The organism is Nitriliruptor alkaliphilus DSM 45188 (assembly GCF_000969705.1).
In the GTDB taxonomy this organism is placed as follows: domain Bacteria; phylum Actinomycetota; class Nitriliruptoria; order Nitriliruptorales; family Nitriliruptoraceae; genus Nitriliruptor; species Nitriliruptor alkaliphilus.
Genome location: NZ_KQ033901.1, coordinates 696,764 through 722,218, shown reverse-complemented (window position 1 = coordinate 722,218; position 25,455 = coordinate 696,764). Strand labels below are relative to the sequence as shown.

General features: G+C 71.6%; 24 protein-coding genes. 18 read left to right on the top strand and 6 right to left on the bottom strand.

What is annotated here, in order from left to right; genetic code table 11:
- Positions 1-27: 27 nt before the first annotated feature.
- The gene (locus NITAL_RS03385; RefSeq protein WP_052664716.1) at positions 28-2,547 is read right to left on the bottom strand and encodes a hypothetical protein; all 2,520 of its coding nucleotides are present in this window, start codon (positions 2,545-2,547) and stop codon (positions 28-30) included.
- Between the two features lie 251 nt (positions 2,548-2,798).
- Here NITAL_RS03385 and NITAL_RS03380 point away from each other — a divergent pair, with 251 nt between their 5' ends.
- From NITAL_RS03380 to NITAL_RS03340, 9 genes are all read left to right on the top strand, one after another.
- Positions 2,799-3,620, top strand: a complete 822-nt coding sequence (locus NITAL_RS03380) for an NUDIX hydrolase (protein ID WP_052664714.1) — start codon at positions 2,799-2,801, stop codon at positions 3,618-3,620.
- 281 nt (positions 3,621-3,901) lie between these two features.
- Positions 3,902-4,780, top strand: coding sequence for an MBL fold metallo-hydrolase (locus NITAL_RS03375; RefSeq protein WP_211262175.1), 879 nt, complete (start codon positions 3,902-3,904; stop codon positions 4,778-4,780).
- Positions 4,781-4,935: 155 nt separating this feature from the next.
- On the top strand, positions 4,936-6,837 hold the full coding sequence (locus NITAL_RS03370; RefSeq protein ID WP_052664713.1) for a dynamin family protein: 1,902 nt from the start codon (positions 4,936-4,938) through the stop codon (positions 6,835-6,837).
- Positions 6,838-6,884: 47 nt separating this feature from the next.
- Positions 6,885-7,679 carry a DUF3105 domain-containing protein gene (locus NITAL_RS03365; RefSeq protein WP_052664712.1) on the top strand — a complete coding sequence of 265 codons (795 nt, stop codon included), beginning with the start codon at positions 6,885-6,887 and terminating at the stop codon, positions 7,677-7,679.
- 251 nt (positions 7,680-7,930) lie between these two features.
- Complete coding sequence (locus NITAL_RS03360; protein WP_157041589.1) at positions 7,931-9,130, top strand: sensor histidine kinase; 1,200 nt, start codon at positions 7,931-7,933, stop codon at positions 9,128-9,130.
- Positions 9,127-9,792: a response regulator gene (locus tag NITAL_RS03355; protein WP_052664708.1), complete on the top strand. Its 666-nt coding sequence runs from the start codon at positions 9,127-9,129 to the stop codon at positions 9,790-9,792. Before NITAL_RS03360 ends, NITAL_RS03355 begins: the two co-directional genes overlap by 4 nt.
- 273 nt (positions 9,793-10,065) lie before the next feature.
- Positions 10,066-10,368: a hypothetical protein gene (locus NITAL_RS03350; protein WP_052664706.1), complete on the top strand. Its 303-nt coding sequence runs from the start codon at positions 10,066-10,068 to the stop codon at positions 10,366-10,368.
- Between the two features lie 165 nt (positions 10,369-10,533).
- Positions 10,534-10,818, top strand: a complete 285-nt coding sequence (locus NITAL_RS03345; protein ID WP_052664704.1) for a hypothetical protein — start codon at positions 10,534-10,536, stop codon at positions 10,816-10,818.
- A gap of 47 nt (positions 10,819-10,865) precedes the next feature.
- Positions 10,866-11,177 carry an S-layer homology domain-containing protein gene (locus tag NITAL_RS03340; protein WP_157041588.1) on the top strand — a complete coding sequence of 104 codons (312 nt, stop codon included), beginning with the start codon at positions 10,866-10,868 and terminating at the stop codon, positions 11,175-11,177.
- A 68-nt stretch (positions 11,178-11,245) separates the two neighbouring features.
- Here NITAL_RS03340 and NITAL_RS03335 read toward each other — a convergent pair whose 3' ends face one another.
- From NITAL_RS03335 to NITAL_RS03320, 4 genes are all read right to left on the bottom strand, one after another.
- A complete protein-coding gene (locus NITAL_RS03335) occupies positions 11,246-12,526 on the bottom strand; it encodes a hypothetical protein (protein WP_157041587.1) in 1,281 nt (426 codons plus the stop codon).
- 140 nt (positions 12,527-12,666) lie between these two features.
- Complete coding sequence (locus tag NITAL_RS03330) at positions 12,667-13,089, bottom strand: hypothetical protein (RefSeq protein WP_052664699.1); 423 nt, start codon at positions 13,087-13,089, stop codon at positions 12,667-12,669.
- A gap of 143 nt (positions 13,090-13,232) precedes the next feature.
- Positions 13,233-15,086, bottom strand: a complete 1,854-nt coding sequence (locus tag NITAL_RS03325; protein ID WP_052664697.1) for a sensor histidine kinase — start codon at positions 15,084-15,086, stop codon at positions 13,233-13,235.
- Between the two features lie 112 nt (positions 15,087-15,198).
- Complete coding sequence (locus tag NITAL_RS03320) at positions 15,199-15,390, bottom strand: hypothetical protein (RefSeq protein WP_052664695.1); 192 nt, start codon at positions 15,388-15,390, stop codon at positions 15,199-15,201.
- Positions 15,391-15,714: 324 nt separating this feature from the next.
- Here NITAL_RS03320 and NITAL_RS03315 point away from each other — a divergent pair, with 324 nt between their 5' ends.
- The 7 genes from NITAL_RS03315 to speB all read left to right on the top strand — a co-directional run bounded on the left by NITAL_RS03315 (position 15,715) and on the right by speB (position 23,603).
- Positions 15,715-17,253: a phosphoenolpyruvate carboxykinase gene (locus tag NITAL_RS03315; RefSeq protein ID WP_052664694.1), complete on the top strand. Its 1,539-nt coding sequence runs from the start codon at positions 15,715-15,717 to the stop codon at positions 17,251-17,253.
- Positions 17,254-17,449: 196 nt separating this feature from the next.
- On the top strand, positions 17,450-18,574 hold the full coding sequence (locus NITAL_RS03310; protein ID WP_052664692.1) for a GGDEF domain-containing protein: 1,125 nt from the start codon (positions 17,450-17,452) through the stop codon (positions 18,572-18,574).
- 236 nt (positions 18,575-18,810) lie between these two features.
- The gene (locus tag NITAL_RS03305; protein WP_083441179.1) at positions 18,811-19,902 is read left to right on the top strand and encodes an ABC transporter substrate-binding protein; all 1,092 of its coding nucleotides are present in this window, start codon (positions 18,811-18,813) and stop codon (positions 19,900-19,902) included.
- Between the two features lie 2 nt (positions 19,903-19,904).
- Positions 19,905-20,753: an ABC transporter permease gene (locus NITAL_RS03300; protein WP_211262174.1), complete on the top strand. Its 849-nt coding sequence runs from the start codon at positions 19,905-19,907 to the stop codon at positions 20,751-20,753.
- Positions 20,750-21,538 carry an ABC transporter permease gene (locus NITAL_RS03295; RefSeq protein WP_052664690.1) on the top strand — a complete coding sequence of 263 codons (789 nt, stop codon included), beginning with the start codon at positions 20,750-20,752 and terminating at the stop codon, positions 21,536-21,538. Before NITAL_RS03300 ends, NITAL_RS03295 begins: the two co-directional genes overlap by 4 nt.
- Positions 21,535-22,626, top strand: coding sequence for an ABC transporter ATP-binding protein (locus tag NITAL_RS03290; RefSeq protein ID WP_052664689.1), 1,092 nt, complete (start codon positions 21,535-21,537; stop codon positions 22,624-22,626). Before NITAL_RS03295 ends, NITAL_RS03290 begins: the two co-directional genes overlap by 4 nt.
- Complete coding sequence (speB, locus tag NITAL_RS03285) at positions 22,623-23,603, top strand: agmatinase (RefSeq protein WP_052664687.1); 981 nt, start codon at positions 22,623-22,625, stop codon at positions 23,601-23,603. The genes NITAL_RS03290 and speB overlap by 4 nt, the downstream gene beginning before the upstream one ends.
- A gap of 8 nt (positions 23,604-23,611) precedes the next feature.
- On the opposite strand, the gene NITAL_RS03280 is transcribed toward speB, so the two are convergent.
- The gene (locus NITAL_RS03280) at positions 23,612-24,289 is read right to left on the bottom strand and encodes a cyclase family protein (RefSeq protein ID WP_052664686.1); all 678 of its coding nucleotides are present in this window, start codon (positions 24,287-24,289) and stop codon (positions 23,612-23,614) included.
- A 114-nt stretch (positions 24,290-24,403) separates the two neighbouring features.
- Here NITAL_RS03280 and NITAL_RS03275 point away from each other — a divergent pair, with 114 nt between their 5' ends.
- Together NITAL_RS03275 and NITAL_RS03270 are read left to right on the top strand one after the other, a co-directional pair.
- Positions 24,404-24,796, top strand: coding sequence for a YybH family protein (locus NITAL_RS03275; RefSeq protein WP_052664684.1), 393 nt, complete (start codon positions 24,404-24,406; stop codon positions 24,794-24,796).
- Positions 24,793-25,455, top strand: coding sequence for a helix-turn-helix domain-containing protein (locus tag NITAL_RS03270; RefSeq protein ID WP_052664681.1), 663 nt, complete (start codon positions 24,793-24,795; stop codon positions 25,453-25,455). The genes NITAL_RS03275 and NITAL_RS03270 overlap by 4 nt, the downstream gene beginning before the upstream one ends.

Genomic DNA, 25,455 nt, shown 5'->3' with positions numbered 1-25,455 from the left:
CCTCGGGGGGCCGGATCGCGTCGGGCGTCACGTGGTCCCCCCGACGCCGATGCCGCGCTGGCCGAGGTCGACGTGCCACCCGCCCCGGACGCGCAGCAGGACCTCACCGAGCGGTGAGACCAGCCGGTCGGGATCGCCGGTGCCATCGGTGAAGGCCTCGCTGGCCGGCACGAAGGAGCCCGTGGAGTGGTCGAGGACCTCCACCCCGGCGAGGGGGCCGGCCCCGGCGCGCCGCTCGACCGGGACGTCGGGGAGGAAGTCGGCGTCGGTGTCGTCTCCGATCCTGACGGCGACCTGGCACCGGCCGTCGCGCCAGCACGCCTCGACCTGACGGTCGTCACCGCCGCAGCTCTCGGAACCCATCGGGCACGCGACGTCCGGCCCGCAGCGTTCCTCCGGCTCTTCGGGCTCGCCGTCCGGCCCGGTGACGGTGACCTCCCAGCACCCGCCGGACCACGGATCGTCGACCATACCCATGCCGAACCCGTCGTCGTCGCCGGCGAACGCTCCACCGGCGTCGAGGGTCGAGATCAGCGACCCGGGCGCCGCGTCGGCCGGCAGCCGGAAGCGGACGAGGAGCTCGTCGGCGCCCTCGATGAGCAGCGGGCCGGGGCGCCAGCCGGTCGGGCCGGTCCGCAGCGGCTGGCGCTGCACCTCGTACGGCGAGGTGTCGCCGCTGGTGCGGGTGGGCGTCACCCCGACGGCCACGACGGTGCCACGGTCCTCGATGGATCCGGCCACACCGGGGACCGTGCCGTCCGGGTCGTCGGCGAGCACGGCCGTCACCCAGACCGGGCCGGGCGTCTCGTCGAGGATCGCTCCCTGCAGCAGCGCCACGCCGGCCCTGGGACCGGGCTGGCGGGCTCGGCCGATGTCCATGCCCATCATGGCCCCGTGACCGTCCGCCCAGCGCGGGCGCGGCAGCGTGGCCGGGAGGTCCTCGATCGTCGCGGTGACCGTGTCGCCGGCGGCCACGTCGTCGAGCTTGTGCACCCGTGTCGCGATGTGGACCTCCACGTCGGTGAGGGTGCTCTCGGCCCGGCTGGTGACCTCGATCTCGAGCTGGTCGTCGGCGAAGGTCGCCGCGAGCGTCAGCGGCGCGGTCTTCGCCGGACCCCACGCCACGACGGACGCGGTCTGGAGCGATTCGAGCGGGACGCCGATCCGCGTGGCGTCGGGGGTCCGGACCAGGGACCCGGTCAGCCCGCTCCACGGTTCGGCCACGAGCCCGTCGAACCCGGCCGGGAGGTCGACCGTGGTCGTGCCTCGCGACGCGCTCTGCACGGCGATGGCGGTCAGCTCCTCACCGACGTCGTCGAACCACCAGCTCGCGCGGACCACCGGCGAGGTCGTCGGTGCCCGGGCCGCAGCGCTGCCCACGGCCACCAAGGTGAACGCGACCGTGATCGCCGGGACCGTCACCCAGGCGAGCTCTCGCCGCCCCCAGCGTCGGAGGGCCAGCGCGTTGACCGGCCCCACGACCAGGACGAACACCAGGACGAACAGGGCGAAACCGACCGAACCGGGGATCGACAGGTCGTTGCCGAAGAGTCCGGCCGAGAAACCGCCGTGCTCGACACCGGCGAACGGGGGCCCCGAGTCGGCGCGAGGTTGCAGCACCGAGGCCCACAGGCGCGCGTCCGATCCGAGTCCGGTCTCGCCCGGCGCCGCGGCGGTGGCGACGACACGGCCGTCCCCGGCGGCGATGGTCGCCACCACCGTCCGGTCGCCGCCCGCCGTCCCGAGGTCGTCGCCCGTCGCCGACCACGTCCCCGGGGCGGGGGCGATGCTCACCCCGTCCCCGTCGGGCGTGACGTCGACCACGGGGCTCCAGCGCAGCGGCAGGTCCCGCGCACCGGCGCCGACGGGGACCACGAGGTCGAGGCCCTGTGCCACCGCGACCTCGAGGCTGCGGCGCTGATCGTCGCTCATGGTGGCCAGCGCATCCGAGGTCAGGAGCACGGCGTCGAGCGCCTCGAACACTCGCGGTCCGGCGTCCAACAGCGCTGCGTCCACGGCCACCGCCCGCACCGCCCGGTCCGACCCGAGCGAGGTCAGGGTGTCGGGCAGCGCCGGTGGGTCACCGAGACCGCCCACCAGGACGTCGGTGCCACCCGATCGGCCGGCGGTGTTGAGCTGGAGCGCGGTGCCGCCCTGCGGCGTGAACCGCACCGACAGCTCCTCGCCGGGCGGTGCCAGCAGGTGGACCACCTTGGTGGCGCCGGCTGCCACCTCGACCGCCTCGGTCCGCAGGCCCGTACCGAGCGCACCGTTCACCCGGAGCGCGAGGGTGCCGACGATCGGCACCCGCGGGGTGAGGGTGACCTCGACCGGGGACCAGCGGTCGCGGTCGGGACCGCGGCCGTACCCGACGACCACCTCCGCGCCGAGGTCGTCGCGGCTGATCCCGTCGGCCGTGCCTTCCGTGGCCGCGGCGCCTGCGGCGACGCTCGCGGCCCCGATCAGCGCGGCGAGCAGCACCGCGACGGCGCGCGCGGCCGCTCCGCGGTGCCAGCCACGGCGGTCGTCGTCGTCCGAACCCCTCACGTGCGCTCCACCCCGTCACCGGCCCTCGCGCGTCGACCCCGTCACCCACCCGCGTGAGGGCAGACGTCCGGGAGCGGGCCGTGGTTGCACGGGCACGCGGACCGTCGCTCGCCGCGCACCGTGCGGCGCGGTGCGAGCGCTTCGCGGAGCATCGCCGGCCGCGGGTCGGTGCCGACGCCCGCACGGCGGCTCGCTCGCGGAGCGCACACCAGCCGTAGCCTGGCGCTCGACGCACCGAGGAGGTGACAGCCGTGGTGGACGCCTGGACCGACCTGCCGACACCGGCCGCGACCGTGATGCTGCTGCGCGACGGCTCCGAGGGTGACCTCGAGGTGCTCCTGCTGGAACGGGTCCTGCGCAGCGACTTCGCCGGGGGTGCGTTCGTCTTTCCCGGCGGCAAGGTCGACCCGCAGGACGCGCAGCTGCCGCGGGCACGGTGGCGCGGGCCGGACCCGGTGGTGGACGCCGACGCGCTCGGGCTCGACGAGCCGGACGACGCGGTGGGCTGTCGGGCCGCGGCGATCCGGGAGACCTACGAGGAGGCGGGGGTGCTGCTCGCCAGCCGCGCCGACGGCACCCCGCTCACCGCCGATGACCTCGGGTCGCCCTCGTTCGTCGCCGCGCGATCGGCGCTGATCGACCACGGCCCGGTCGAGGCGTTCCACGATTGGCTCGCGGCCGAGGACCTGGTGCTCGAGCTCGGCGCGCTCGGGTTCTGGTCGTGGTGGGTGACCCCCGAGGGCCAGCACCGTCGCTACGACACGCGGTTCTTCGTCGCCACCGTCCCGACGCTGCAACGCGACGTCGCCGCCCACGACACGGTCGAGACCGCCAGCACCCGGTGGATGACCCCGACGGCCGCGCTGACGGCGGCGGCCTCCGACGAGGTCACGATCATCTTCCCCACCCGCTGGAACCTGCGGCAGCTGGAGGCCCACGGATCGGCGGAGGACGCCGTGGCCGCCGCCCTCGCCGGACAGGTCGACACCGCCCGCACCCTGCCGACCGTGGAGATGATCGACGGCGTCCCGCTCGTCCAGCACCCCCGTGGTGGCGACCCCGAGCCGTTCTGAGCCGGTGCGCCGGGCGGACGGATCCGTGCGGGTTCGGGCACGTTGCCCGGTGGCCCCTTCCGTCGGTCACTGCACGGCGTTACCATCTCTCCACTTCCAGGGCGGTGCGGGAGCCGATCCGGGAGCGGGAGCACAGCACCACAGAGCACCATGGAGCGGGAGAGGGCGAGCGGCGGTCCGGTCACCGGGCCGCCGCTCCTCGCGTTCCCGCGCGACCAGAGCGTCACGAGCCGAGCTGCCCCGCCGAGCCGACCGCCCGGGCCACGACTACCGTCGCTCCCGTGGATGAGCCCCGCGCCCCGCTCGACCCGCGTCTGACGTGGGACCTCCCGCCGTTCGGTGAGATGCCTCGGACCGAGGAGTTGTCGCCGCTGGTGACCCGGATCGTGGCCCCGAACCCGTCCCACATGACGCTGGACGGCACCAACACCTACGTGCTCGGCGGTCCCGGTACGGGCGCTGTGGTCATCATCGACCCGGGTCCGGACTCCGCCGAGCACCTCGAACGCGTCTGTGGCGTGGTCGCGGACCGGGACGCCGAGGTCGTGGCGATCGCGGTCACCCACCACCACATCGACCACACCGAGGCGGCCCACACGTGGGGCGGGGTCTTCGACTGCCCGGTCCACGCACCCCGCCCGGAGGACGCCGGCCCCTCGGGGCGGGTCCTCGACGACGGCGACCGCCTCGACGTGCCCGGTCTGGAGGTCGAGGTGGTCGCCACGCCTGGCCACTGCCACGACCACGTCGCCTACCGCCTCGGTGACGGCGCGCTGCTGACCGGGGACCACGTCCTCGGCCGTGGGACATCCGTGGTCGCCCACCCGGACGGCGACCTGACCGCCTACCTGGCGTCGCTGCGCCGCACCCTCGACCTCGGTGCGGACGTCCTGCACCCCGGACACGGCCCGTCGCTCGCCGAGGACCCGGGCGCCGTCCTCCGGTTCTACGAGGAGCACCGCGCGTACCGTCGGGCCCAGGTGGTGGCCGCGCTCGCCGCGGGGCCCATGACGCCAGCGGCGCTGGTGGCCACCATCTACGCCGACGTCGATCGGATGCTGTGGCCCGCCGCCGAGGCGTCGACGCGCGCGACGCTCCACGCCCTCGAGCGTGAGGGCGTGGTCCGCCTCGAGGGTGACGGCGCGCGCCTGACGGGCTGAGGTGTGCACCGGCCGGGCGGGACGCGACCGCCCGGCCGGCGGGTCGACGCGACCGTGGTCGCGGGGAACGGCCGAACGGCCGCTCAAGCCACCCCCTCGGGTGGTCGACGCTTCAGGGGTGGCCCGCCGCCGGGCAACGGGAAGGTGACACCGCCGTGGCCGAGTTCCTCGACAGCTTCGATGTCGAACGCACCGCTCTGATCAGCGCGCTCGCCCACGTCGAGGAGGTGTGGGCCAGGTTCCAGGAACGCCGCGCCCTCGAGGTGGAGGGGGCCGAGGCATCCGATTCGCTGATCGCCTCCGAGCTGAACCTCGTACGGGGTGACCTGGCTGCCACGGAGTTCACCGTCGGCATCTTCGGGCTCATCAAGCGCGGCAAGTCGACCCTGCTCAACGGCCTCATCGGTCGCGAGGTCTCCTCGATGCACGTCACGCCGGAGACGGCGGTCCCGGTCTACGTCTCCTACGGCGACGACCCGGAGGCGGTCGTGCACTTCGCCGACGGCACCATCAAGCACGTCGCCGTCGAGGACGTCCACGCCTTCACCTCCCAGAAGGCCAACCCGAACAACCAGCTCGGCGTGACCTTCGTCGAGCAGCAGGTCCCGGTCGGGTTCCTGCGCAACGGCACCCGCCTGATCGACACGCCGGGGCTGGACGACGCCGAGGCCGACGAGGTCTACACCGAGCGCACCCTCCAGGAGCTCGACGTCGTCGACGCCGGGGTCGTGCTGTTCCTGTCGCCTCCGAGCGTGGGCGCGACCGAGCTGCAGTTCCTCGAGCAGGTCGTGGCACGCGACCTGAAGAAGACCTTCCTGGTCTGCAACATGTACCCCCAGCACTTCCACGACACCGAGACCCGTGAGGCCGTCCTCGAGTACGTCGGGCAGCGCATCGTCGATGCCTCCCGGAAGGCGGGCCGCGGCGGCACGGTGACCGTGTACCCGGTCTGTGCCCTGGAGGCCTGGCAGGCCCGGCAGGCCGACGACATCGACCTGTGGAAGCGGTCGGGTGCCGATCAGCTGCTGCGCGACCTCGAGAACGAGCTGTCGAAGGGCGCCGGCAAGCTGGTCCTGCGCGACGCCGCCGACCGCATCGAGAAGACCGCGGAGATGGCCAAGGCCGAGGTGCGCGTTCGTCAACAGCTGCTCAACGACCCGCAGCAGCTCGAGGGCTTCCGCCGCCAGCTCGACGCCAACATCTTCGACCTCGAGCGCCGCTTCAACGACGCCGTCTCGCTGTCGCTGACCGAGGTCGCACCGCTCAAGATGCGCATCCGGGGGCTGGTGCTCCAGCCCTTCACTCGCGCCAAGAAGGATCTCGCCGAGCTCGGATCGGCCGACGAGCTCGAGGCGTTCGCGTCGCGGTTCCGTCGCCAGCTGGAGGTCGCCGGCGAGCTGGCCTCACGCCAGTTCGCGGAGGGCTTCGAGCACCTCGTCGCCGCGCTCGAGCTCCAGCTGCAGGAGCGGTTCCAGGCCGTCATGACCGATCTGGCACCGAACATGCCCCAGGTCCGCCTGTCGTCCAACGCCCTGCTCACCACCCCGGACCAGGTCCAGGCCCTCCAGCGCGCCCAGGCGCGCACGAAGTCGGCCTCCCGGACCTCCGCGTTGGTGGGCGGCCTCGCCGGCGGCGGCGGGGCCCTCGCGGTCGCCGGGGCCACCCTGCTCGGCCCGATCGGGCTCCTCGGTGGCGCCCTCGTCGGGTGGAGGCTCTCCAGCGTCGTGGCCGGCCAACGCAACCTCACCAAGGCCCGCTCGGCCATCATCGATCGGCTCGACGAGATCGCGGCCGAGCTGCTGCGGGACGTGGACCGCCAGGTCGCCGAAGCCGTGGACTCGGTCCGCGGCGCCGTGGAGCGCCGACGTCGCCTGTTCGCCTCCGACCTCTACCAGCAGTTCGAGGTCGTCCAGCGCATCAGCGAGGACCCGACGCAGCTGGAGGCCTACCGGCGCGACGCGGAGCGGTTCATCCAGGCCTTCGACGCCTGCGCCCTCCGTGCTCGCAAGGCCGTCGGTGACCTCGACGACGTCAAGATCCCCGCGCTGAGCATCTGACCACCGGCGCCCGGTAGCGTCTGCCGCTCGACGACGAGGGCGGGGACGTGGACGAGCTGAGGTCGCGATCGGGCGGCCTCGTCGTCGCGCTCGTGCTCGGGATCCTGCTCGGCCTCGCGTTGCTGGCGGTCGCCGCCACGGGGGCCTACCGCCTGGGCGTCGCGGCGGGTTCCGCGCTCGAGCTGACCGGTGACCGGTGGGCTGCGGGGTGGGACGACGGGCGTGGTGAGCTCGGTGCCGACGCCGTCGAGCTCGCGGTGGTCGTCGACGTCGATGACCTCGGGCGCCGGCTCGCGGACACCTGCACCGAGCTCGTCGGGGCTGACGGTGCCGAACCGCTCGAGGACCGCACCCACCTGGACGACACGGCGGCCGAGACGGCCGACGAGCTGTACGACCTGCGGCCACCCCACTCCGGCCGTCACCTCGCCCAGGTGCTGCCGGTGCGGCCTGAGGCCTACCCGGGCCCCATCGACGAGCGGGCCGCCGTCCACAACCTCGAGCACGGCGCGATCCTGGTCGTCTACGACCCCGATCTGCTCGGAGGTGACGAGGTCGCGGCGCTCGAGGCGTGGACGGTCGAACGCAACCTCGGTGGCTTCCTGGGAGCGTTGGACGGCGCCGGGGTCGGCGTCCTGGTCGCACCGGCCGAGCCGGGCAGCATCAGCTCGGGGTCCGCGGTGGCCCTCCGAGCCTGGGGCGTGGCGACCGACTGCGACGGCTTCGACCAGGTGATCGCCGACGGCTTCCTGGCGACCCACTACGGCGACCGCGGTGCTGCACCCGAGCGCAGCTTCGGGCCCTACCCCGACGGCGCCGTCGAGATCGTCCGGGTGGACTGACACGGGTCGCCGGCGCCCGTCACCGCATCCCGGTCCACGTGAGGCAGGCCGTCGCCATCGCAAGGAGCCCGCTGAGGGCGCGATCGTGGGTCGGGGTCGGCTGGAGAACCGGCTACGTGACGTCCGCTCGCCGTCGCACGCCCTGCGCTCACCTCGTACCGACGCTTCGTCGACCACCGGCCACGAGATGGAGGACCTCCTAGTCTCCGCAGCCTTCATCTCGGGGCGATGTCGGGGCACGAGGCGTGGGGTTGCGGAAGGTCCATCGGCCGCTGGGGCCGCCGTCAGAGGCTGAGTTCGACCTGCCGGTACGACGGATCGCGGACACGGTCGCGGGTATCCGCGCGGTCGCTGTCCTGCTGACCCTCTGGCAGGGCGACTGGCAGGGCCGGTACGTGCCGTTGCTGCTCGTGGTCGGCTGGGGGTACGCGGGCGCGAACCTGGCGTTCGTGCTGCGTCCTCGACGGGCCGGGGCTACCGATCTGCGACGGTTCCGGCTCTGGTTGCCCACCGAGGTAGCGCTCCTGCTCACCGTGCTCGCAGTGGCGATGCTCGTGAGTTCACCTCGTCATCTGTTCACGTCCGGTGGCGACGCGTTCTTCATGATGATCCCACACACGGCGATCTTCTGGCTCGCCGGGTGGCGCGCTCGCAGAGCCGGCGCCGTGCTGATCATGGCCTCGCCGCTCCTCCTGGCGGCCATGGCGTTGCTCAACGGGTTCCCCGCTTCCGAGCTGCCCTGGGGCCTCATCGGCCAGCGATCGGCATGGGCCGCCGCGGTGTTCGTGAGCGTGCTCTGGTTCATCGGGCGCTTCGAACGGGCCTTCGATGAGCTTCTGCGCATGAACGACGAGCTCGTGAGGTCCCGGATGCGGGAGCAGGCCGCCAGGGACGTCCACGACCTGACGCTCTCACGTCTGTCGTCGATCCTCGAGTCGGCTCGATCTGCGAGCTCGAACGATGAGATCGCGGCGACGGTCGGCGATATCGCGAACGCGGAGTACCGCCGTCTCCGTGCCTGGCTGGAGGGTCAGTCCAGCGGGTGGCAGCCCTTCGCCGTCGAGTTGCAGGAGCTGGTGTTGCGGTGGGACCAGGCCTGCCCCGGGATGCAGATCACCTTCAGTCCGATGCCGACCCCACCGGTCACGGACCTCGTCGCTCTCGAGGCGGTCGCGGTGGTCGAACTCGCGTTGAGCAACGTCCTGCAGCACGCGTCCGCGACACGCTGTGTGGTGAGCCTCAGCGAAGAAGAGGGGTGGGTGGTGCTGCGTATCCGCGATGACGGGGTCGGCGTCGGTCCAGATGCGTCGGACGGCAACGGTCTCGTGAACGGGCGGGCGCGTATCGAAGGTGTGGGCGGCTCGTTCGCGATCGGCCCCGACCTCACCGGTTCTGGATCCGTCGTCACGGTGAAGCTGCCGCCGGAACGAGTCGGGGCGGCGATGCCGTGAAGCCCTACAGCGTCGTGGTCGTCGATGACTATCCCGGCGCGCTCGGCACGGTGGAGCGGGTCGTCAGTGCGGTTCCTGACTTCGAGATCGTGGGCGAGGCGTCCTCCCTCGTGTCACTACGTGACCTCGCGCTCAAGATGCGCGCCCGCAGTGAGACGCCGGACGTCGTGATCACCGATCTCGAGTTGCCGGATGCCAGCGGTGCGGACAGCGTCATCGAGATCCGTCACCTGTGGCCTTCCGCAGGGATCCTCGTGCACACGCGCGCGTTCAACAGTTCCGCGCTTCGGACCGCGTGGGCGGCGGGGATGAACGCCTACGTGCTGAAGGAGGCCGAGCAACTGCTGAGCATGTTGCGACTGGTCGTCCAGGGTCGAAGCTGCATGACCGAACAGTTGGCGGCCGCGTTCGCGGCGATGGGCGCTGACTACGGCCTCACGCCGACCCAGTACGAGATCCTCTGCCTCGTCGCCCAGGGCTACACGAACGCCGAGATCGCCCAGATCAGGCGGTGTGCGGAGAAGACCGTGGAGAACCATCTCACCGAGGTGGCGCGAGAGCTCGCACCCGCGCTCGATGGCATGGACGGATCGAACTTCCGTGTGAAGGCGAGTCGGCTCGCTCCGCGGCTCCACGATCCGTTCCGCTCGGCACCGACGTAGCGTGACCTCCCACGCTCCGCGACCTCCGAGGTGCGCCCGAGCGTGGTGATGACCTCACTGAGCAGTTGCCGCACCTGCCACTGCTGACGGGGTGGCACGCCCGTCAGCGTCGTGCCTGGGGGTTAGCCCCTGCGCGGTCACCCGCGGTACGCGCGAGGATCGGTCCATCACTCGGCACCGCGCGATGGATCGAGGGTTGCGGAGACGCGAGCCTCGACCGCAGCTCTGCCGTGGCGGATCAGCCCAGCACGAACGCGACGAGAGGGAGCATGTGTGGCCGTGGTCGGACGGTGGGGCGCCGTCGCAGGGTTCCTCGGGGTCGGTGGCTTCCTGTGGCTGGGGTCGCGGTTCGGGGACACGCCGCGCGTGACGGGCTTCTTCGCGGTCCTCGCTGGGGTGACCCTGTTCATGTTCGGGCAGCGGCTGCACGAGCACGACGACGAGTGGGTGACCGACAACAACGGTCAACGGATAGCCGTCGGCCAGGGACACCACGTGTTCTGGATCCAGATCCGATGGTGGGGCTTGCTCGTCGGCGCTGGGGGGATGGTGAGCCTCGTGACCTCGGTGGGTTAGTCGAGCGGTCATGGCGGGGAACGGCGCGGTGAACGACCGGGATGCCTGGTCAACGCGGGGGGGCGGTCGTGTCACCACGCCACGCCGGTGGCACCAGCGATAGCCCGAACCGAAGAGACGATCCGGCAGTTCATCCAGTGGAAGTTCGCAGACGAGGATCCTGTCATGAGCACAGGCAGTTCGAACACCCGTAGCGACGTGTCCAGCGCCACCTTGATCGGTGCGGGCATCGCGGTCTTCATCGTTTGCTGGATCATCCAGGCCACGATGGGTGGGTCCAGCATGTTCTCGACGACGTACACCCATCGTGGGTTCGTGCAGGGCCTGCTGGTCGACGTGACGTTCTGGCCAGGGTGGCTCATGACGGGTGCCCTCGTCGGGAAGGGCGTGATGCAGATCGTGGCTGCAGGGGACGCCGGGGAGGGACCCGAACCTCGGGAAGCCGACTGACGGCGTGCTACGTGCAGGCGGCCGCCCAGCGGCCGGCCCACGTCGTGATGTCATCCGACGCGGGGATCATCAACGGCACCTCGCCGAGCACGTTCGACCCGGGTGGGTCGGTGACCCGTGCGCAGTTCGCGTCGCTGCTCGACCGGACCTCGACCGAGATCCTCGCCGGGTACCCGGACGCGAACCCGTTCGACGACGTGTCGGGTCCGCACGCGCCGGCGATCACACGGTTGGCCGGTGCGGGCATCATCAAGGGCACCTCGGCGACCACCTACGGGCCGGGCGAGGACATCAACCGAGCGCAGGCGGCGTCGCTGTTCGTGCGCTGGCTGGAGGACCAGGCGATCCGCATGCGGTGAGCGTGACCCGGACGGCTCGGCCCGGAGGTGGGCCGAGCCGTACCGGTGCACGACAGGGCGGCCCAACGTCAGTTCCCGTCGGCTGGTTCGCGCAGGTCGACGTCGCCGAGGTCGAGGTGGCCGAAGTCGCGCTCCACGGTCACCGCGATCCGCTCCCACCGTTCGACCTCGGCGGGCGAGATGCTGCGGGCGATCGCGCCGTACGCGTTGATCGCGACCGACGCCACGGCGGCGACGGCCAGCACCGCGAGGTAGACCCGGCTGCGTGCTGCCAGCTGTGACGCCGCGACCGTGAGCAGGGGGGCCGCCAGGACGAGCGTCTCCAGCGAGGTCCGCGGCCCGAAGAAGTCGCGACCTCCGTACGGTCCGACCGCCCGCACCTGCACCACCAGGTAGATCAGTCCCGCCACCGCCGAGGCGACCGTCCACCCCGGCAGCTCCTGCCGGTCGGTCACCAGGGCGACCACGACCGCGACGATGGCCACCGCCGCCACGGGTGTGAACAGCAGCAGCCCGCGAGGCAGCCCGCCGATCGCGAGGCCGAGGTCCAGCACGGTCCGGACCACGGATCGGTCCGCGAGCCCCCCGAGGTGAGCACCGGCGTCGTACCCGGCGGTGGGCGTGAACCGGCCGAACGTGACCGCGGTGTACGCGCTGAGTGCCAGCAGCCCGGCCGCTCCACCACCGACCAACGTGGCGGCGATCGGCCAGCGGTCACGCTCACGCTCACGCCGGACGATGTACCCCGCGAGCACGACCAGCACGACCACCAGGTGGGGCCGGACCAGCACCACCCCGAACGCCGCGACACCGACCGCCGCGGCCGCGACCGGGGTGGCCCCGTTCTGCGCGCCCCGCTGCCACCCCCACAGGGCCACCAGCAGCAGCAGCGCCGAGGGACCGTGGGGCCACAGGGCGTCCGCGGCCAACGACCACAGCCCGGTCCCGAACACCAACGTCCCGGCCGCGATCCCGGCCACCCCTCGGCCGACCACCTGGCGCAGGAGGCTGTAGGCGACGAGCCCGGCCAGCGCGACCGTCACGGCCGCGGTCCAGGCGGCCGGACGCAGGTCGATCAGGAACGGGTGCGCCGGCGCGGTGTCGGACGTGACGCGGTCGACCAGGGCGTAGGTGGGCGTGGCCCAGAACGCGACGCCGGGGAAGCGGTTGACGTGGACCCGCCCGTCGGGTGCCTCGACGCCCCAGTAGTTGCGGCTCGCCGGCCACGGCTCGGGGAGCGCCGTGCTGCCCTGCGTCCCGAGCGACCACGACGCGTAGGCCGCGGCGCGGGTGTCGTTGACCTGCGCCGGACCGGGGTTGCTCGTCAGCCCGAGCACGAGCGCTGCCACGACCACGAGCAGGGCGGTCGCCGCGACCTCGCGGCGCGACCAGGGGGCCGCGACCTCGCGGCGCGACCAGGGGGCCGCGGCCTCGCGGCGCGACCAGGGGGCCGCGGCCTCGCGGCGCGACCGTGGCGGCGGGTCCTGGCTCAGGTCGTGCGGCGGGTTCGGGGCACGCCGGCGCGCTTGAGCGCGGCCGCTGGGACGCCGGCCTCGCGCCAGGCGGTGTAGGAGATGCCCTTGCGTTCCGAGTACGGGCCAGCCGCCTGGACGAATCCCTCCTCGAGCGCGTCGAGGTCGACGTCGTCCTGCAGGTCGACCAGCTTGGCCTCCAGGTCGAGCCGCTTCTGGATCAACTCGACGCGCTTGGCCGGGTCGGGCTCGGCGTTGATGCTCGATTGGACGTCGGCGATACGTCCCTCGATCGCTCCCTTGTCGAGCTTGCGCCCGGGCTTGCGCTCGGTCTCGAGGGCGGCGAGGTAGTCGCGGACCGCGCGACCCTGTGCCCGACCCTCCGCCAGCGCCGCCTTGTGCTCGTCGCTCATCTGGAAACGCTTCTCGGCCTTCGCCACGGGTGTACCTCCTCGACGACCGTCGCTCCGGAGCGGGTGTCGTGCCCCGGACCACGCACGGTGAGCTGACAATGGGACCGCACCAACGACCGACAAAGGCGTTGTTCGTTCCTGGTGCGGACGCGACCTTAGCGGCCCGACGCTCAGGTCCGTGACGTGGTGTCGGTGATCGCAGTCTGGGGCGATGTAGGCGCGGTATCGCCGTCGGACCTCGACGCGGTCCCGTCGCCAGGTGTCAGGGTCGCGGGGAGGCGGAGCACGAAGGCTGCACCGTCACCTGGTGGGGTGGCTTCGAGCTCCAGCGACCCGTGCATGGCTTCGGCGAGCCGTCGACCCAGGAAGAGGCCGACGCCGACACCGCTCGTCCGCATCGTCAGGGGGTCTTCGAGCCGGTGGAAGCGCTCGAACACGGCCTCGCGCTCGGCTGGTGGGATACCTGGTCCGTGGTCGACGATCCTGACCCTGACGTCGTCGCCGGCGCCGTCGACCTCCACCTCGATCGGGGTGTCGGGATCGGTGTACCGCGCGGCGTTGTCCAGCACGGCGTCGAGGATCTGGCGCGCCCGGTCGGCATCCGCGTGGGCGAGGGGGACGTGGTCGGCGATCGCGATCGTGACGGTGCGGCCCGGGTGGTCGACCAGCAGCCCGTCGACGGCGACTCGGGTGAGGGCGGCGAGGTCGGCGGGGCCGGCGTGCACCAGTTCCTCGACGTCGTCCTGGTCGAGCCGGGTCACCAGGAGCAGATCCTCGACCAGGCCGTGGAGGTGGTCGGTGCGCTCGACGATGCGGGTCAGGGCCTCGTCGCGCTGCGAGGCGTCGAGCAGCTCCCACCGGCGCAGGAGCACGGACGCGAACCCTCGGATGGGGGTCAGCGGCGTGCGCAGCTCGTGGGAGACGCGCGCGACGAAGTCCGACCGCAGGCGTTCGAGCTCGCGCTGGCGGGAGACGTCGCGCACGACCACGACCACGCCCGTGCAGCGTCCCCGGTCGTCGAAGGTGAACCCGTGGCTCTCTCGCACGTCGCGTCGCACGCCGTCCGGGTCGGTGAGCCGCGCCTCCTGTTCGATCACCGGGGCGCTCGGGCGCGCCTCGGCGAGGGTCCAGCGTCCGGTCACTGGTGCCGGTCCCTCGCGGACGTCGTCGGTCAGCACCCGGGAGACCGGACGTCCGACCGCGCGGGACGAGGGTCGGCCGGTCATGCGGCTCATCGCGGGGTTCCAGACCTGCACGAGCCCCTCGGCGTCGAGCAGGATGATCCCGTCGCTGGCCCCGTCGACGACGCGGACCAGGCGTGCGTGCTCCGTGCGTTGGCTGGCCAGCGAGGTCGCCGCGCGGATGGAGGCACGCTGGGCGAGGTGCACGGCTGCAGCCGGCGCGAGCACGAAGGGGACCAGCGACGGCTGCAGGGCCCAGAGACCGGCGAGGACGACCCCGACCGCGGTGCTCCCGAGCGTCGACGCGGCCAGCATCGGCAGCTGGGCGCGCAGCGATCGGGCGGTGTCACGACCCTGGAGGCGGGCGAGCAGCCCGGCGAACCCGAGCCCCGCCGCGACGCCGTAGGCGAGCATGCCGACGACCGCGGCCGGCACGCTGCGCTCGCCGACCAGCGGGGGGATCGAGGGCAGCACGTGCAGCGTGAACGCCGCCAGCGCCGCCCCGAGCGTGGCGATGGCGGCGTTGTAGACGACCTTGATGGTCACGGCCCCGGGTCGCAGGTGCGCGAGCGCCACGCCGGGGGCGACGGCAGCGACCACGAGGGGTGCGGGCAGCAGGAGCAGACCGGCGACGATGGGGACGTCGGCGAGCGTGAACCCTCCGCTCGTACGGTCCCAGTCGAAGGCGACCTCGGTCCGCTCGGCGAGGGCGATGCCTCCGACCAGGAGCAGCGCTTCGATCGCGCTCGGCCGCCTCCCCGGGAGCACCCAGACGACCGCTCCCAGGCTCACGGCAGCCGCGACCGTCAGGGTCGTGACGTAGCGCTGGGTACGGGCGTTCACCGACAGGCTCGCGTGGTCAGCGGTGCGGTCCGCCGCTCATGGGGCGGCGCGAAGACCCCCCGAGGACCAGGAGCGGAAGGCCGGGCGCCGATGGCCCGGCGCCCGGTGCAGCCTACAACCAGGAGAGCCCGAGCCACGACAGGCCCTGGGTGGTGATCGGCTCCTCCGCGGTGGCCTTCTTGCCCTGGTTCGGCGAGTCCTCGGGGGCGGCTTGTGCGGCGGTCGGGACGAGCATCGCGGCGGCCAGCGTGGCGACCACCAGCGTGCGGCGGATGCGGCTGGTGCGGGTGGGCCGTGCGGTCATGTCGCGACTCCTGCATCGGGCGGGTCGATCGGGACGGGTGCGTGAGCTGACGGCTCGGATCGCAGACCCGCGGGTGAGGGGTGCCCCGGGTGTCACGCCCAGTATCGCCTGGTCACGGTGCGTGAGGGAACGGCCCGTCCGGGTGGTCTCGGGCCGACCGGCCACCCCCCGGTTGGACTAGCCCGTCCACGCCAGGCTACGGCGCCGGCGGCCCTCCTCGGTTGGGGTCGGCCGTGATACGAGCGCTACCGTTCTGCGGAGACGAGTCGGCAACGGCGCCGGTTCGCGGATCGCGCCGCGTTGGCGGCTCACCTGGAGGTACGCATGCCCTTCGAGCTCCCGGAGGCGAGGTCCGTCGCCACCAACCCGTCGCAGGCCGAGATGCGCGCGTGGGCCCTCGAACTCATGCCCTCGGATCGCATCGCCGAGACCGAGTTCGGCAACGTCAACTACAAGGCGCGGATCAAGTCGCGGCTGGCCAAGTCCACCTTCTTCGTGTCCGACGAGGATCACGGCAAGCCCACGATCTCGCGGGCCGAGGCGGCGGAGTGGGCGGCGAAGCAGGACGCCTACATCGCCGACCAGGACATGATCCTGATCGAGGGCTACATCGGTCCCGAGGCGGGGTTCCGCACCGGCAGCCGGCTGTACATCGAGAAGGCGAACGCCAACGTCCCCGCGATGCAGGACCAGCTCTTCTTCGACAGGGACGACGACTACACGCCCGAGTTCACGGTCATCTACACCCCGAACCTGGCGGCGCCGGGCAAGCCCGACGACTGCCTGATCACCGTGGACCTCGACAACTACGTCACCCGTGTCTTCGGCTCCGACTACTTCGGTGAGTCGAAGATGGGGGGCCTGCGGATGTGGAACAAGCTGGTCTACGACCGCGGCGGTCTGGCCATGCACTCCGGCGCCAAGACCTTCCCGGCGGACCAGACCCCCGACGGGCAGGAGCAGCTGGCCCTCATCATCGGCTTGTCGGGCACCGGCAAGACCACGACCACGTTCCGCAACGTCAAGGGCTCGCTGCCGGTCCAGGACGACTTCATCGCCCTCATGCCGGAGGGCAAGGTCTACACCACCGAAGCCGGTTGCTTCGCCAAGACCTTCGGGCTCGATCCCGACGACGAGCCGACCATCCACGGCGGGGCGACCTCTCCCGAGGCGTGGCTCGAGAGCGTGTCGGTCGACGAGAACGGCAAGGTCGACTTCTTCGACACCAACTACACCGCCAACGGCCGGTGCACGTTCGGGCTCGAGGACATCCGCCACCGTGACCCGAGCGACCTGCCCAAGGCTCGCTACCTGTTCATCCTCAACCGCAACGAGACGATCATCCCGGCGGTCGCCAAGCTCAAGCCCGAGCAGGCCGCCTACTACTTCATGCTCGGTGAGACCAAGGGCACCTCGGCCGGTGGTGCCGCCGAGGCGGGCAAGAGCCTGCGCGTGCCGGGCACCAACCCGTTCTGGTTCGAGAACGACGCCTCGCAGGCCAACCGCCTGCTCGAGCTGCTCGAGACCAGCGAGCTCGAGGTCTACCTGCTGTCCACCGGTCGGGTCGGTGGTGGGGAGGACCAGGAGGGCTCCAAGAAGGTCAAGATCCCCCACTCGGCTGCGGTCCAGGCCGGCATCGTGGACGGCACCATCGAGTGGGTGGAGGACCCCGACTTCGGCTACCAGGTCGCCGCGTCCATCCCCGACTTCGACGACGAGGAGCTGCTCCAGCCGCGCAAGCTCTACGAACGTCAGGGGCGCACCGACGAGTACGAGGCGCTCGTCGCGCGCCTCGAGTCCGAGCGCGAGGAGTACCTCGACCGCTACGACAAGCTCGACCCCCGAGTCAAGCGCGCACAGTGACACCCGGTGTCGACGAGCGCGCAGCGGAGGGCCGCCCCACGGGGCGGCCCTTCGCCGTTCGCGCGCGGCTGTCGCGACCCGCGCGCACCCGTGCTGGACGCCTTCCGCGTGTCGGACCGGACGCGTAGGCTCCACCGAGGCGACGGGGCGTCGCCAGGGGGCCGGTGGGGCAACCGGGCCCGTTTGGGGGGACGAGGTGGACGAGAGCGGGCGGAGCGCCGACGCGCTGCGACGCAGGATCTACCTGATCGCGCTCGGGGTCAGCACCCCGTTCATGCCCGCGATCGGGTGGGTCCGTGCGGGTGACGAGCCGTTCGCGCTCCCGGTGTACGGCACGCTGACGGTCGGGATGCTCGTCACGCTGATCGGGCTGGCGACGCGTCGACTGGCCGTCTCCCGGGCCGAGGGCCTGCTGGTGATCGGCGTGGCGAGTGTGGTGCTGCTGCGCCTGGTGGGTGTGGCGTACGTGGCCGATCTCGCCCCTGGCGAGCTCAAGGCGTTGGTGGTGGAGACCACCGGGCCCACGCTGATCGCGTGCGTCCTCATCATCTACCTCGCGGCGGAGCTCCGTGCCGCCCGTGGCTGGGCGCTCGCGCTGTGGGCGCTCTTCACGCTCCTGCTCCTGCCGCACATCGTCACCGGGTGGTCGGACCCGTCCGGGCTCGGCATCGCGCTGGCCCGCCAGTCGATGACCCTCGGAGCCGTGGTGGGGCTGGCCTACGGGCTCGCGTCGCTGAAGACGCAGCTGACCGAGGAGCGGGTGCGGGCGCGTGCGCTCGACGAGCTCGCCAGCACCGATCCCCTGACCGGGGTGAGCAACCGACGTGGTGCCGAGCAGGCGCTGCGCCAGGCACTCGCCCGCGCGGACCGCTACGGCGGTGCCCTGTCGGTCGCTCTCCTCGACCTCGACCGGTTCAAGGCGCGCAACGACCACCACGGTCATGCTGCCGGTGACGCCGCGCTGGTCGCCGTGGTGTCCGCCCTCCGGGCCGACCTGCGGACCACCGACCTGATCGGCCGCTGGGGTGGCGACGAGCTGCTCGTCGTGACCCCCGACACCTCGCCTGCGGATGCGCGGCGCAGCGCTGAGCGGTGGCGGCGGACGATCGCTGAGCTGGGCCTGGCGGCCGGGCCCGCTCGGGTCACGACGTCCGTCGGCCTGGCGACGCACCAGCCCGGCGACTCGCTCGACACCCTCCTCGCCCGGGCCGACCGGGCCCTCTACGCAGCCAAGGCCCTCGGGGGCGACACGGTGGTGACCGACGAGGGGCAGGTGACACCGGCGATCGTGCCCGCCCGCGACGGCACCCAACCCGCCTGACCCTCGGCTCGGCGGCGCTGCGGCTCGGCGGCGCTGCGGCTCGGCCGCCGCTCGAGGTGCTCAGGCTGCCGCGACGAACGCGACCGTGACCACCGGCGTCCGGAGCGCAGGCGGGCAGGCGGCGTACGGCCGGAACGGGTGAGCGCTCCGCGGCACACGGTGTCGCGCTGGATGCAACAAGTGTTTCCTCCAAGGAAGCCGAGGTCTACCATTCTGGTACCGCGGGAGGGGAGCCCATGGCAGGCACGCTCGGAACGGTCCGGTTCGCGGCCAGCGTCGTGGCCTTCGCGTTGGCGGCCACCGCCTGCGGGGACGGCGGGGCCGACGGTGGTGGGGATGCAGCCAACGGAGGCGAGCTCAGCGCGCTGGTGTGGTGCGACCACACCGACCCAGAGCTGCTGCGCCCGTTCGAGGAGGAGCACGGCGTCCGCGTCAACGTGCGCGACTACGAAGGCACCGGCGTCGCGCTCGGCATCCTCGAGCAGTCCCAGCCCGGCGACTGGGACGTCTTCGTCATCGACTCGGTCGACGTCCCGCGCGTGGCCGAAGCTGGTCTCCTCGCCGAACTCGACCGTGACGACTTCCCCTGGGAAGACTTCTTCGAGGCCGTCCGGATGCCGGACATCCACGAGCTCGACGGGACGCTGTACGCCGTGCCGGAGAAGTTCGGTTACAACACGATCGCGTTCGACGGTGACGCCGTGGACGAGTCGGTCGTGGAGGACCTGTCGGCGCTGTGGGACCCGGAGCTCGAGGGTCGCATCGCGATCTACGACTACTACATCCCGGTGATGGAACTGGTCGCGCTCGAACTCGGGATCGAGCCCGACCAGATCACGATGGACGATCTGCCCGCCATCGAGGAACGGCTCCTCGAGCTACGGGAGCAGTCCGCGCTGACCGGCGACGTCGTCCAGGTGCAGACCGCGCTCGCCACTGGCGAGGTCGACGTGATCGTCGGCGGCGGCGAGTACGTCACCAGCGTCCTCAACGAGGAGAACCCCGAGCTCGACTGGATCCTGCCGGAGCAGGGCGGCATCCGCTGGCAGCAGGCCATCGGCGTGCTGGCCGACTCGGAGCAGCAGGACCTGGCGACCGAGTTCGTCCGGTACATCGTCAGCGAAGAGGGCCAGGCGCGGCTCGCGACCTCCTCCTGCTACTGGGGCATGCCGGCCAACAGCCAGGCGGCGCTCAGCGACGAGGAGAAGGACATCCTGCGCTGGGACCAGCAGGACGACTACATCGCCAACTCCTACCCGTACTACATCCCCGACGAGGAGCTCGACGCGGCCATGCTCGACGTGTGGACCCGCTTCCTCCAGAGCTGACGGTGCGCTCTCGATCGCAGCAGGGCTGGGCCTTCTCCGGCCCGGCCCTGCTGTTCACTGCCATCTTCTTCGTCGGGCCCATGGCGCTCGTGCTCGCCACCAGCCTGTGGACGCGCATCGGCGGCGCCATCGACCGCACCCCGACGCTGGCCAACTACGAGCGCATCCTCACCGACCCGGTCTTCCGCGGCGCGTTGCAGAACTCGCTCGAGGTCGTGTTGCTGACCATCGTGGTGAGCTTGCTGCTGGCCTACCCCTTCGCCTACCTCGTGGCCTACCGGGTCCCCGCGCGGTGGCAGGGGCCGTTGCTCCTGCTCGCCGTCCTGCCCTTCTGGACCTCCTACGTGGTGCGCAGCTACAGCTGGCTGCTCGTGCTCGCGCGCAACGGTGTGGTCAACCGCACCCTGTTGGAGACGGGACTGATCGCTTCCCCGATCACCCTGGCCAACACCCGCACGGCGACCGTCGTCGCGTTCGTGCACTTCTTCACCATGGTCCTGGCGTTGACGATCTACGCCAGCCTGCGCCAGATCCCCGACTCGCTGCGCAAGGCCGCCCGTGACCTCGGCGCCTCGAACGTGCGCACGTTCATGAGCATCACCTTGCCGCTGAGCCTGCCCGGTGTGGTGGTGGGCGCCTTCCTGACCTTCGTGCTCGCGATCGGGGACTTCATCACCCCGCAGATCGTGGGCGGGGGCAACGAGCTGCTCCTGCCCCAGGCCATCATGCTGCAGGTCGACCGCCGCGGGGACTTCCCGCTCGCCGCAGCCATGAGCGTCGTCCTGCTCGCGATCGTCGCGCTGGTCTACCTCGCCTCCGCCCGCAAGCTCACCCTGGCGAGCCGATCGTGAGCCGCTGGGCCACGGCGCTGCGGGTCGGCTACCTCGGTGCCATCTACCTGTTCATCTTCCTGCCCGTCGCCTCGCTGGTCCTGTTCAGCTTCCAGAGCACCACCTTGCCGGTCCCGCCGTTCACCGGACCGTCACTGCGTTGGTACGAGGCGCTCTTCGCCGACGGCCGGATGACCGACGCCCTGAAGCACTCCGTACAGGTCGGGCTGATCTCCGCGACGATCAGCACCGTCCTGGCCCTGCTGGCCGCCTACGGCCTCGGCCGCTACCGCCCCGCCGGGGCGACCGGTCTGCGTGCGCTGCTGATGGCGCCCCTCGGCGTCTCGTACCTGGTCATCGGGCTCGGCCTGTCGCTGAGCGCGAACCAGCTCGCGATCGGCCGCTCGCTGACGCTGGTCACCATCGGCCACGTCGTCATCAACCTGCCGCTGGCGTTCGCGATCATCCTCAGCCAGATGCGCGACGAGCACGCACGGTTCGAGCTCGCCGCCCGCGACCTCGGCGCCAACGAGTTCACCGTGATCACCCGCATCGTCGTCCCGGTGCTGCTGCCGGGGATCATGGCCGCCTTCCTGCTCGCGTTCACCCTCTCCTGGGACGAGTTCATCATCGCGCTGCTGCTCGCCCGGTTCGACGTGACCTTGCCGGTGGAGATCTGGTCGGCGCTGCGCACCGGCCTGAACTCGAAGACGAACGCCGCGGGCACCCTCGTGTTCGCCTTCTCGGTCGTCCTGCTCGTGCTCACCTACCTGGTGGCACGCCGTCGTCTCGGAGCCCGCCGATGACCAAGGGAGCGAGCCTCACCGTCGAGCGCCTCGCCATGCACTACGAGGACACCGTCGCGCTCGACGAGGTCGACCTGACGATCGCGCCCGGCAGCTACGTCGTCATCCTCGGCCCGTCGGGCAGCGGCAAGACGACGCTGCTGTCGATCCTCGGCGGCTTCACCCGCCCGACCGGCGGACGCGTCCTGGTCGACGGCCGGGACGTCACCTCCCTCTCGCCGGCGAAGCGACCCACCACCACCGTCTTCCAGGACTACGCGCTCTTCCCTCACATGACGGTCGGCGAGAACGTCGGGTTCGGCCCCGCGCAGCGGGGTATCAAGGGCGCGGCGCGACGCAAGCAGGTCGAACGCATGCTCGAGCTCGTCGGGCTCGAGCACACGATCGACCGGCGGATCACGGAGCTCTCGGGCGGACAGCGGCAACGCATCGCGCTGGCCCGGGCGCTCGTGATCGAACCGCGCGTGCTGCTGCTCGACGAGCCCCTCGGAGCGCTCGACCTGAAGCTGCGTCGGCAGATGCAGGACGAGCTCACCTCGATCCAACGCACGCTGGGAACGACCTTCGTGCACGTCACCCACGACCAGGAGGAGGCGATGGCGCTGGCCGACATCATCGTGATCCTGCGCGACGGCCGCATCGAGGACCAGGGCCCCCCGGATCGCCTCTACCTGCGTCCCGCCAGCCGGTTCTCCGCCACCTTCATGGGCGACAGCAACCTCGTGGAGGGGACCGTGATCGCACGGACGGACGACGGCGTCGAGGTGCAGACACGGCTCGGCCGGCTGCCCGTCGCCGGCGACGCCCCGGTCGGCAGCGACGTCTCCCTCTCGATCCGTCCCGAGCACCTCTCGGTCGACGGCTCGCGGAAGGTGTCGGTGGGTGATGCTCTCGTCGACGAGCAGCACTTCCTCGGGGTCCACCAACGGTGCCGGCTCGTCGTCGGGGAGCAGCAGCTGCTCGTCCACGTGCCTGCGCGGTCCCGGTTGCGGGAGGGAGCGGTCGTCCCGGTCTCCCTCGATGCCGAGGACCTCGTGCTGCTGGCCTGTCCACCGACCGATCACCTCCCCTCCTCGGAGTCCCCATGACCCCCCCGTCTCCGGATCGTCCCACCGGCGGCCCACCACCCTCCGTGGGCCCGGTGGACGCGACCGTGGTGCCCCGGTTCGCCGGACCGGGCACCTTCGCCCGGCTGCCGCGACGCGACGAGGTGACGCGGATGGACGTGGCCGTGGTCGGCGTTCCCTTCGACTCCGGGGTCAGCTACCGGCCCGGTGCACGGTTCGGCCCCTCGCACGTGCGTGAGAGCTCCCGGCTGTTGCGCCCGTACAACCCGGCCGTCGACGTCTCACCCTTCGTGGCCCAGCAGGTGGTCGACGCCGGCGACATCGCCTGCAACCCGTTCGACATCCCCGACGCGATCGAGGCGATCGAACGCGGGGCGCGTGAGCTGGTCGACGCCGGTGCCCGCCTGGTGACGCTCGGAGGGGACCACACGATCGCACTGCCCCTGCTGCGCGTCATGGCGCGCGAGCACGGGCCGATCTCGGTCGTGCACTTCGACGCCCACCTCGACACGTGGGACACCTACTTCGGGGTCGCGACCACGCACGGCACCCCGTTCCGACGTGCCTCGGAGGAGGGTCTGATCGATCCCGAGGGCAGCATCCACGTCGGCATCCGGGGGCCGCTGTACTCCCCACAGGACATGACCGACGACGCCGCGCTCGGGTTCACCGCCATCACCTGTCCCGACGTGGAGCGCGACGGTTCCGCGACCGCCATCGAGCGCATCCGCGCCCGGGTCGAGGACCGGCCTGTCTACGTCTCGGTTGACATCGACGTGCTCGATCCGGCGCACGCCCCAGGGACGGGGACCCCGGAGGCCGGGGGGCTCACCAGCCGGGAGCTCCTGACCATGCTGCGGGCCTTCGGGGACCTCGACCTCGTATCGGCCGACATCGTCGAGGTGTCACCCGCCTACGACCATGCCCAGCTCACCGGCATCGCGGCGGCACACGTCGCCTACGAGCTCATGAGCGCGATGGCTCCGGTCCCGTCGTGAGCCGTGCATCAATGGTCGCCCACGTCGAACTCCATGGCCACGGCACGCACCGGCGCCCCGTCGGCACCGGTGAGCCGGATCGGAAGCACGCTCACGAGCACGTCGGCCTGCCCGAGAGCGGCCAGGTTGGTGAGGTTCTCGACGATGACGCCTCCGGCGCCGAGAAGGACGTGGTGGGTGGCGAAGCCCGTCGGGTGCTCACCTTCCAGCACCGTTCGGTCGATGCTCAGCGCGTCGATGCCCACGGTGCGGACGCCGCGTGCGACCAGCCGCTCCGCCGCGTCCGCGGCCAGGTAGGGGTGATCGAAGTAGGTCTCACGGCCCCAGTGCTCGTCCCAGCCCGTGTGCAACAGCACCATCACGTTCGGCCGCAAGCGGTCGGCTACCGGCTGCAGGCTCTCCCAGGTGATGGCAGTCCGCGCCCCGAGACCGCGCAGGTCCGCGACGACCGCGGACGCGACGAAGTGGCCGAGATCCAGCTCGTCGATCCGGGCACCCTCGGCGAGGAAGTGGTAGGGCGCGTCGACGTGCGTGCCGCTCTGCGAGCCCATGTGCACGTGCAGCACGTTGAAGCCGTCGTCGGCGATGGTCGCTGCGTCGGAGAGGCGCACCTCCGGGTCCCCGGGGTAGACGGTCGTGCCGGCATCCACGGGGTGCGACAGATCGATCAGCCGCCGGACCTGCATCGGGCCCTCCGCTCGTCGGGGCACCATCCTGCTGCGTGCCATCCTCCCACGCGCCATCCTCCCACGCATCGCCGCTACCACCGCGGATCCGCCAACCGTCCGAGGAGATCGTCCGTGTCCACCATCGATGAGGTTCTCGCGGCCGCAGCCACCCTGGTCGAAGCGTTCGCTCGGGGCGATCTCGAGGCGTACTTCGCGTGCTTCGAACCGGGGGCGAGCTTCGTGTTCCACACTGCCGACCGGCCGCTGCTCTCGACGGAGGCCTACCGGGAGGAGTGGGCGCGGTGGGTGCGGGAGGACGGGTTGCAGATCCTGCGCGCACGTTCGAGCGGACAGCACGTGCAGGACCTCGGCGACGTGGCTGTGTTCCTGCACGACGTGGAGACCGTGACGTCCACCAGCGCCGGTGAGGAGACCCTCCTCGAGCGCGAGACCATCGTCTTCCGCCGACAGCAGGCTGGGTCGTGGAAGGCTGTGCACGAGCACCTCTCCCCGGCGGAAGCATGAGCGTGACCACAGGCGAGGTCGGGACGGACGGGTCGGTCGCCGAGGGTGATGTGCGACCGACCGGGAGACGGCTCCGCGCGGCTCGCAAGGCCCAGCGGCTGACCCTGGCGCAGGTCGCTGACGAGGTGGGACTGACCAAGGGTTTCCTGTCCAAGGTCGAGCGTGACCTCGCCACACCTTCCGTCGCCACGCTCCTGCGGCTGTGCGCCGCACTCGGCCTGTCGATCGGCGACCTGTTCACGGAGGCGCCCGATCGCGGGGACCTGATCCGGGCGGACGCCTACCCGAGCATCGGGTTCGGCGGGGCGGGGATGGCGGAGTCGCTGCTGACGCCGCTCCGCGAGCGTCGGCTCCAGGTCATCCACTCGGTGATCCGTCCGGGTGGCGGCAGCGGCGATGAGACCTACGAACTACCCGCCGATGTCGAGTTCGTCCTCGTCCTCGAGGGTGAGCTCCACCTGACCATCGGTACCCACACCCACCAGATGGCCACCGGGGACGCGATGACCTTCGGTCCGCAGGCACCGCACTCCTTCCGCAACCCGGCTGCCTCAGCGGTGACCCGGGTGCTCTGGGTTCTGACGCCGGCCCTGCCGATCGGGGGCTCGAGCGAGCGTCCCGAGATCGCGTGGCAACCCACGCCGCACGGCCAGCCTTGA

Bases quoted from the DNA above. Each gene is read 5' to 3' on its own strand.
- NITAL_RS03340 (WP_157041588.1), top strand. From the start codon at position 10,866: ATGTCATCCGACGCGGGGATCATCAACGGCACCTCGCCGAGCACGTTC.
- NITAL_RS03315 (WP_052664694.1), top strand. From the start codon at position 15,715: ATGCCCTTCGAGCTCCCGGAGGCGAGGTCCGTCGCCACCAACCCGTCG.
- NITAL_RS03290 (WP_052664689.1), top strand. From the start codon at position 21,535: ATGACCAAGGGAGCGAGCCTCACCGTCGAGCGCCTCGCCATGCACTAC.
- NITAL_RS03270 (WP_052664681.1), top strand. From the start codon at position 24,793: ATGAGCGTGACCACAGGCGAGGTCGGGACGGACGGGTCGGTCGCCGAG.
- NITAL_RS03345 (WP_052664704.1), top strand. From the start codon at position 10,534: ATGAGCACAGGCAGTTCGAACACCCGTAGCGACGTGTCCAGCGCCACC.
- NITAL_RS03305 (WP_083441179.1), top strand. From the start codon at position 18,811: ATGGCAGGCACGCTCGGAACGGTCCGGTTCGCGGCCAGCGTCGTGGCC.
- NITAL_RS03320 (WP_052664695.1), bottom strand. From the start codon at position 15,390: ATGACCGCACGGCCCACCCGCACCAGCCGCATCCGCCGCACGCTGGTG.
- speB (WP_052664687.1), top strand. From the start codon at position 22,623: ATGACCCCCCCGTCTCCGGATCGTCCCACCGGCGGCCCACCACCCTCC.
- NITAL_RS03280 (WP_052664686.1), bottom strand. From the start codon at position 24,289: ATGCAGGTCCGGCGGCTGATCGATCTGTCGCACCCCGTGGATGCCGGC.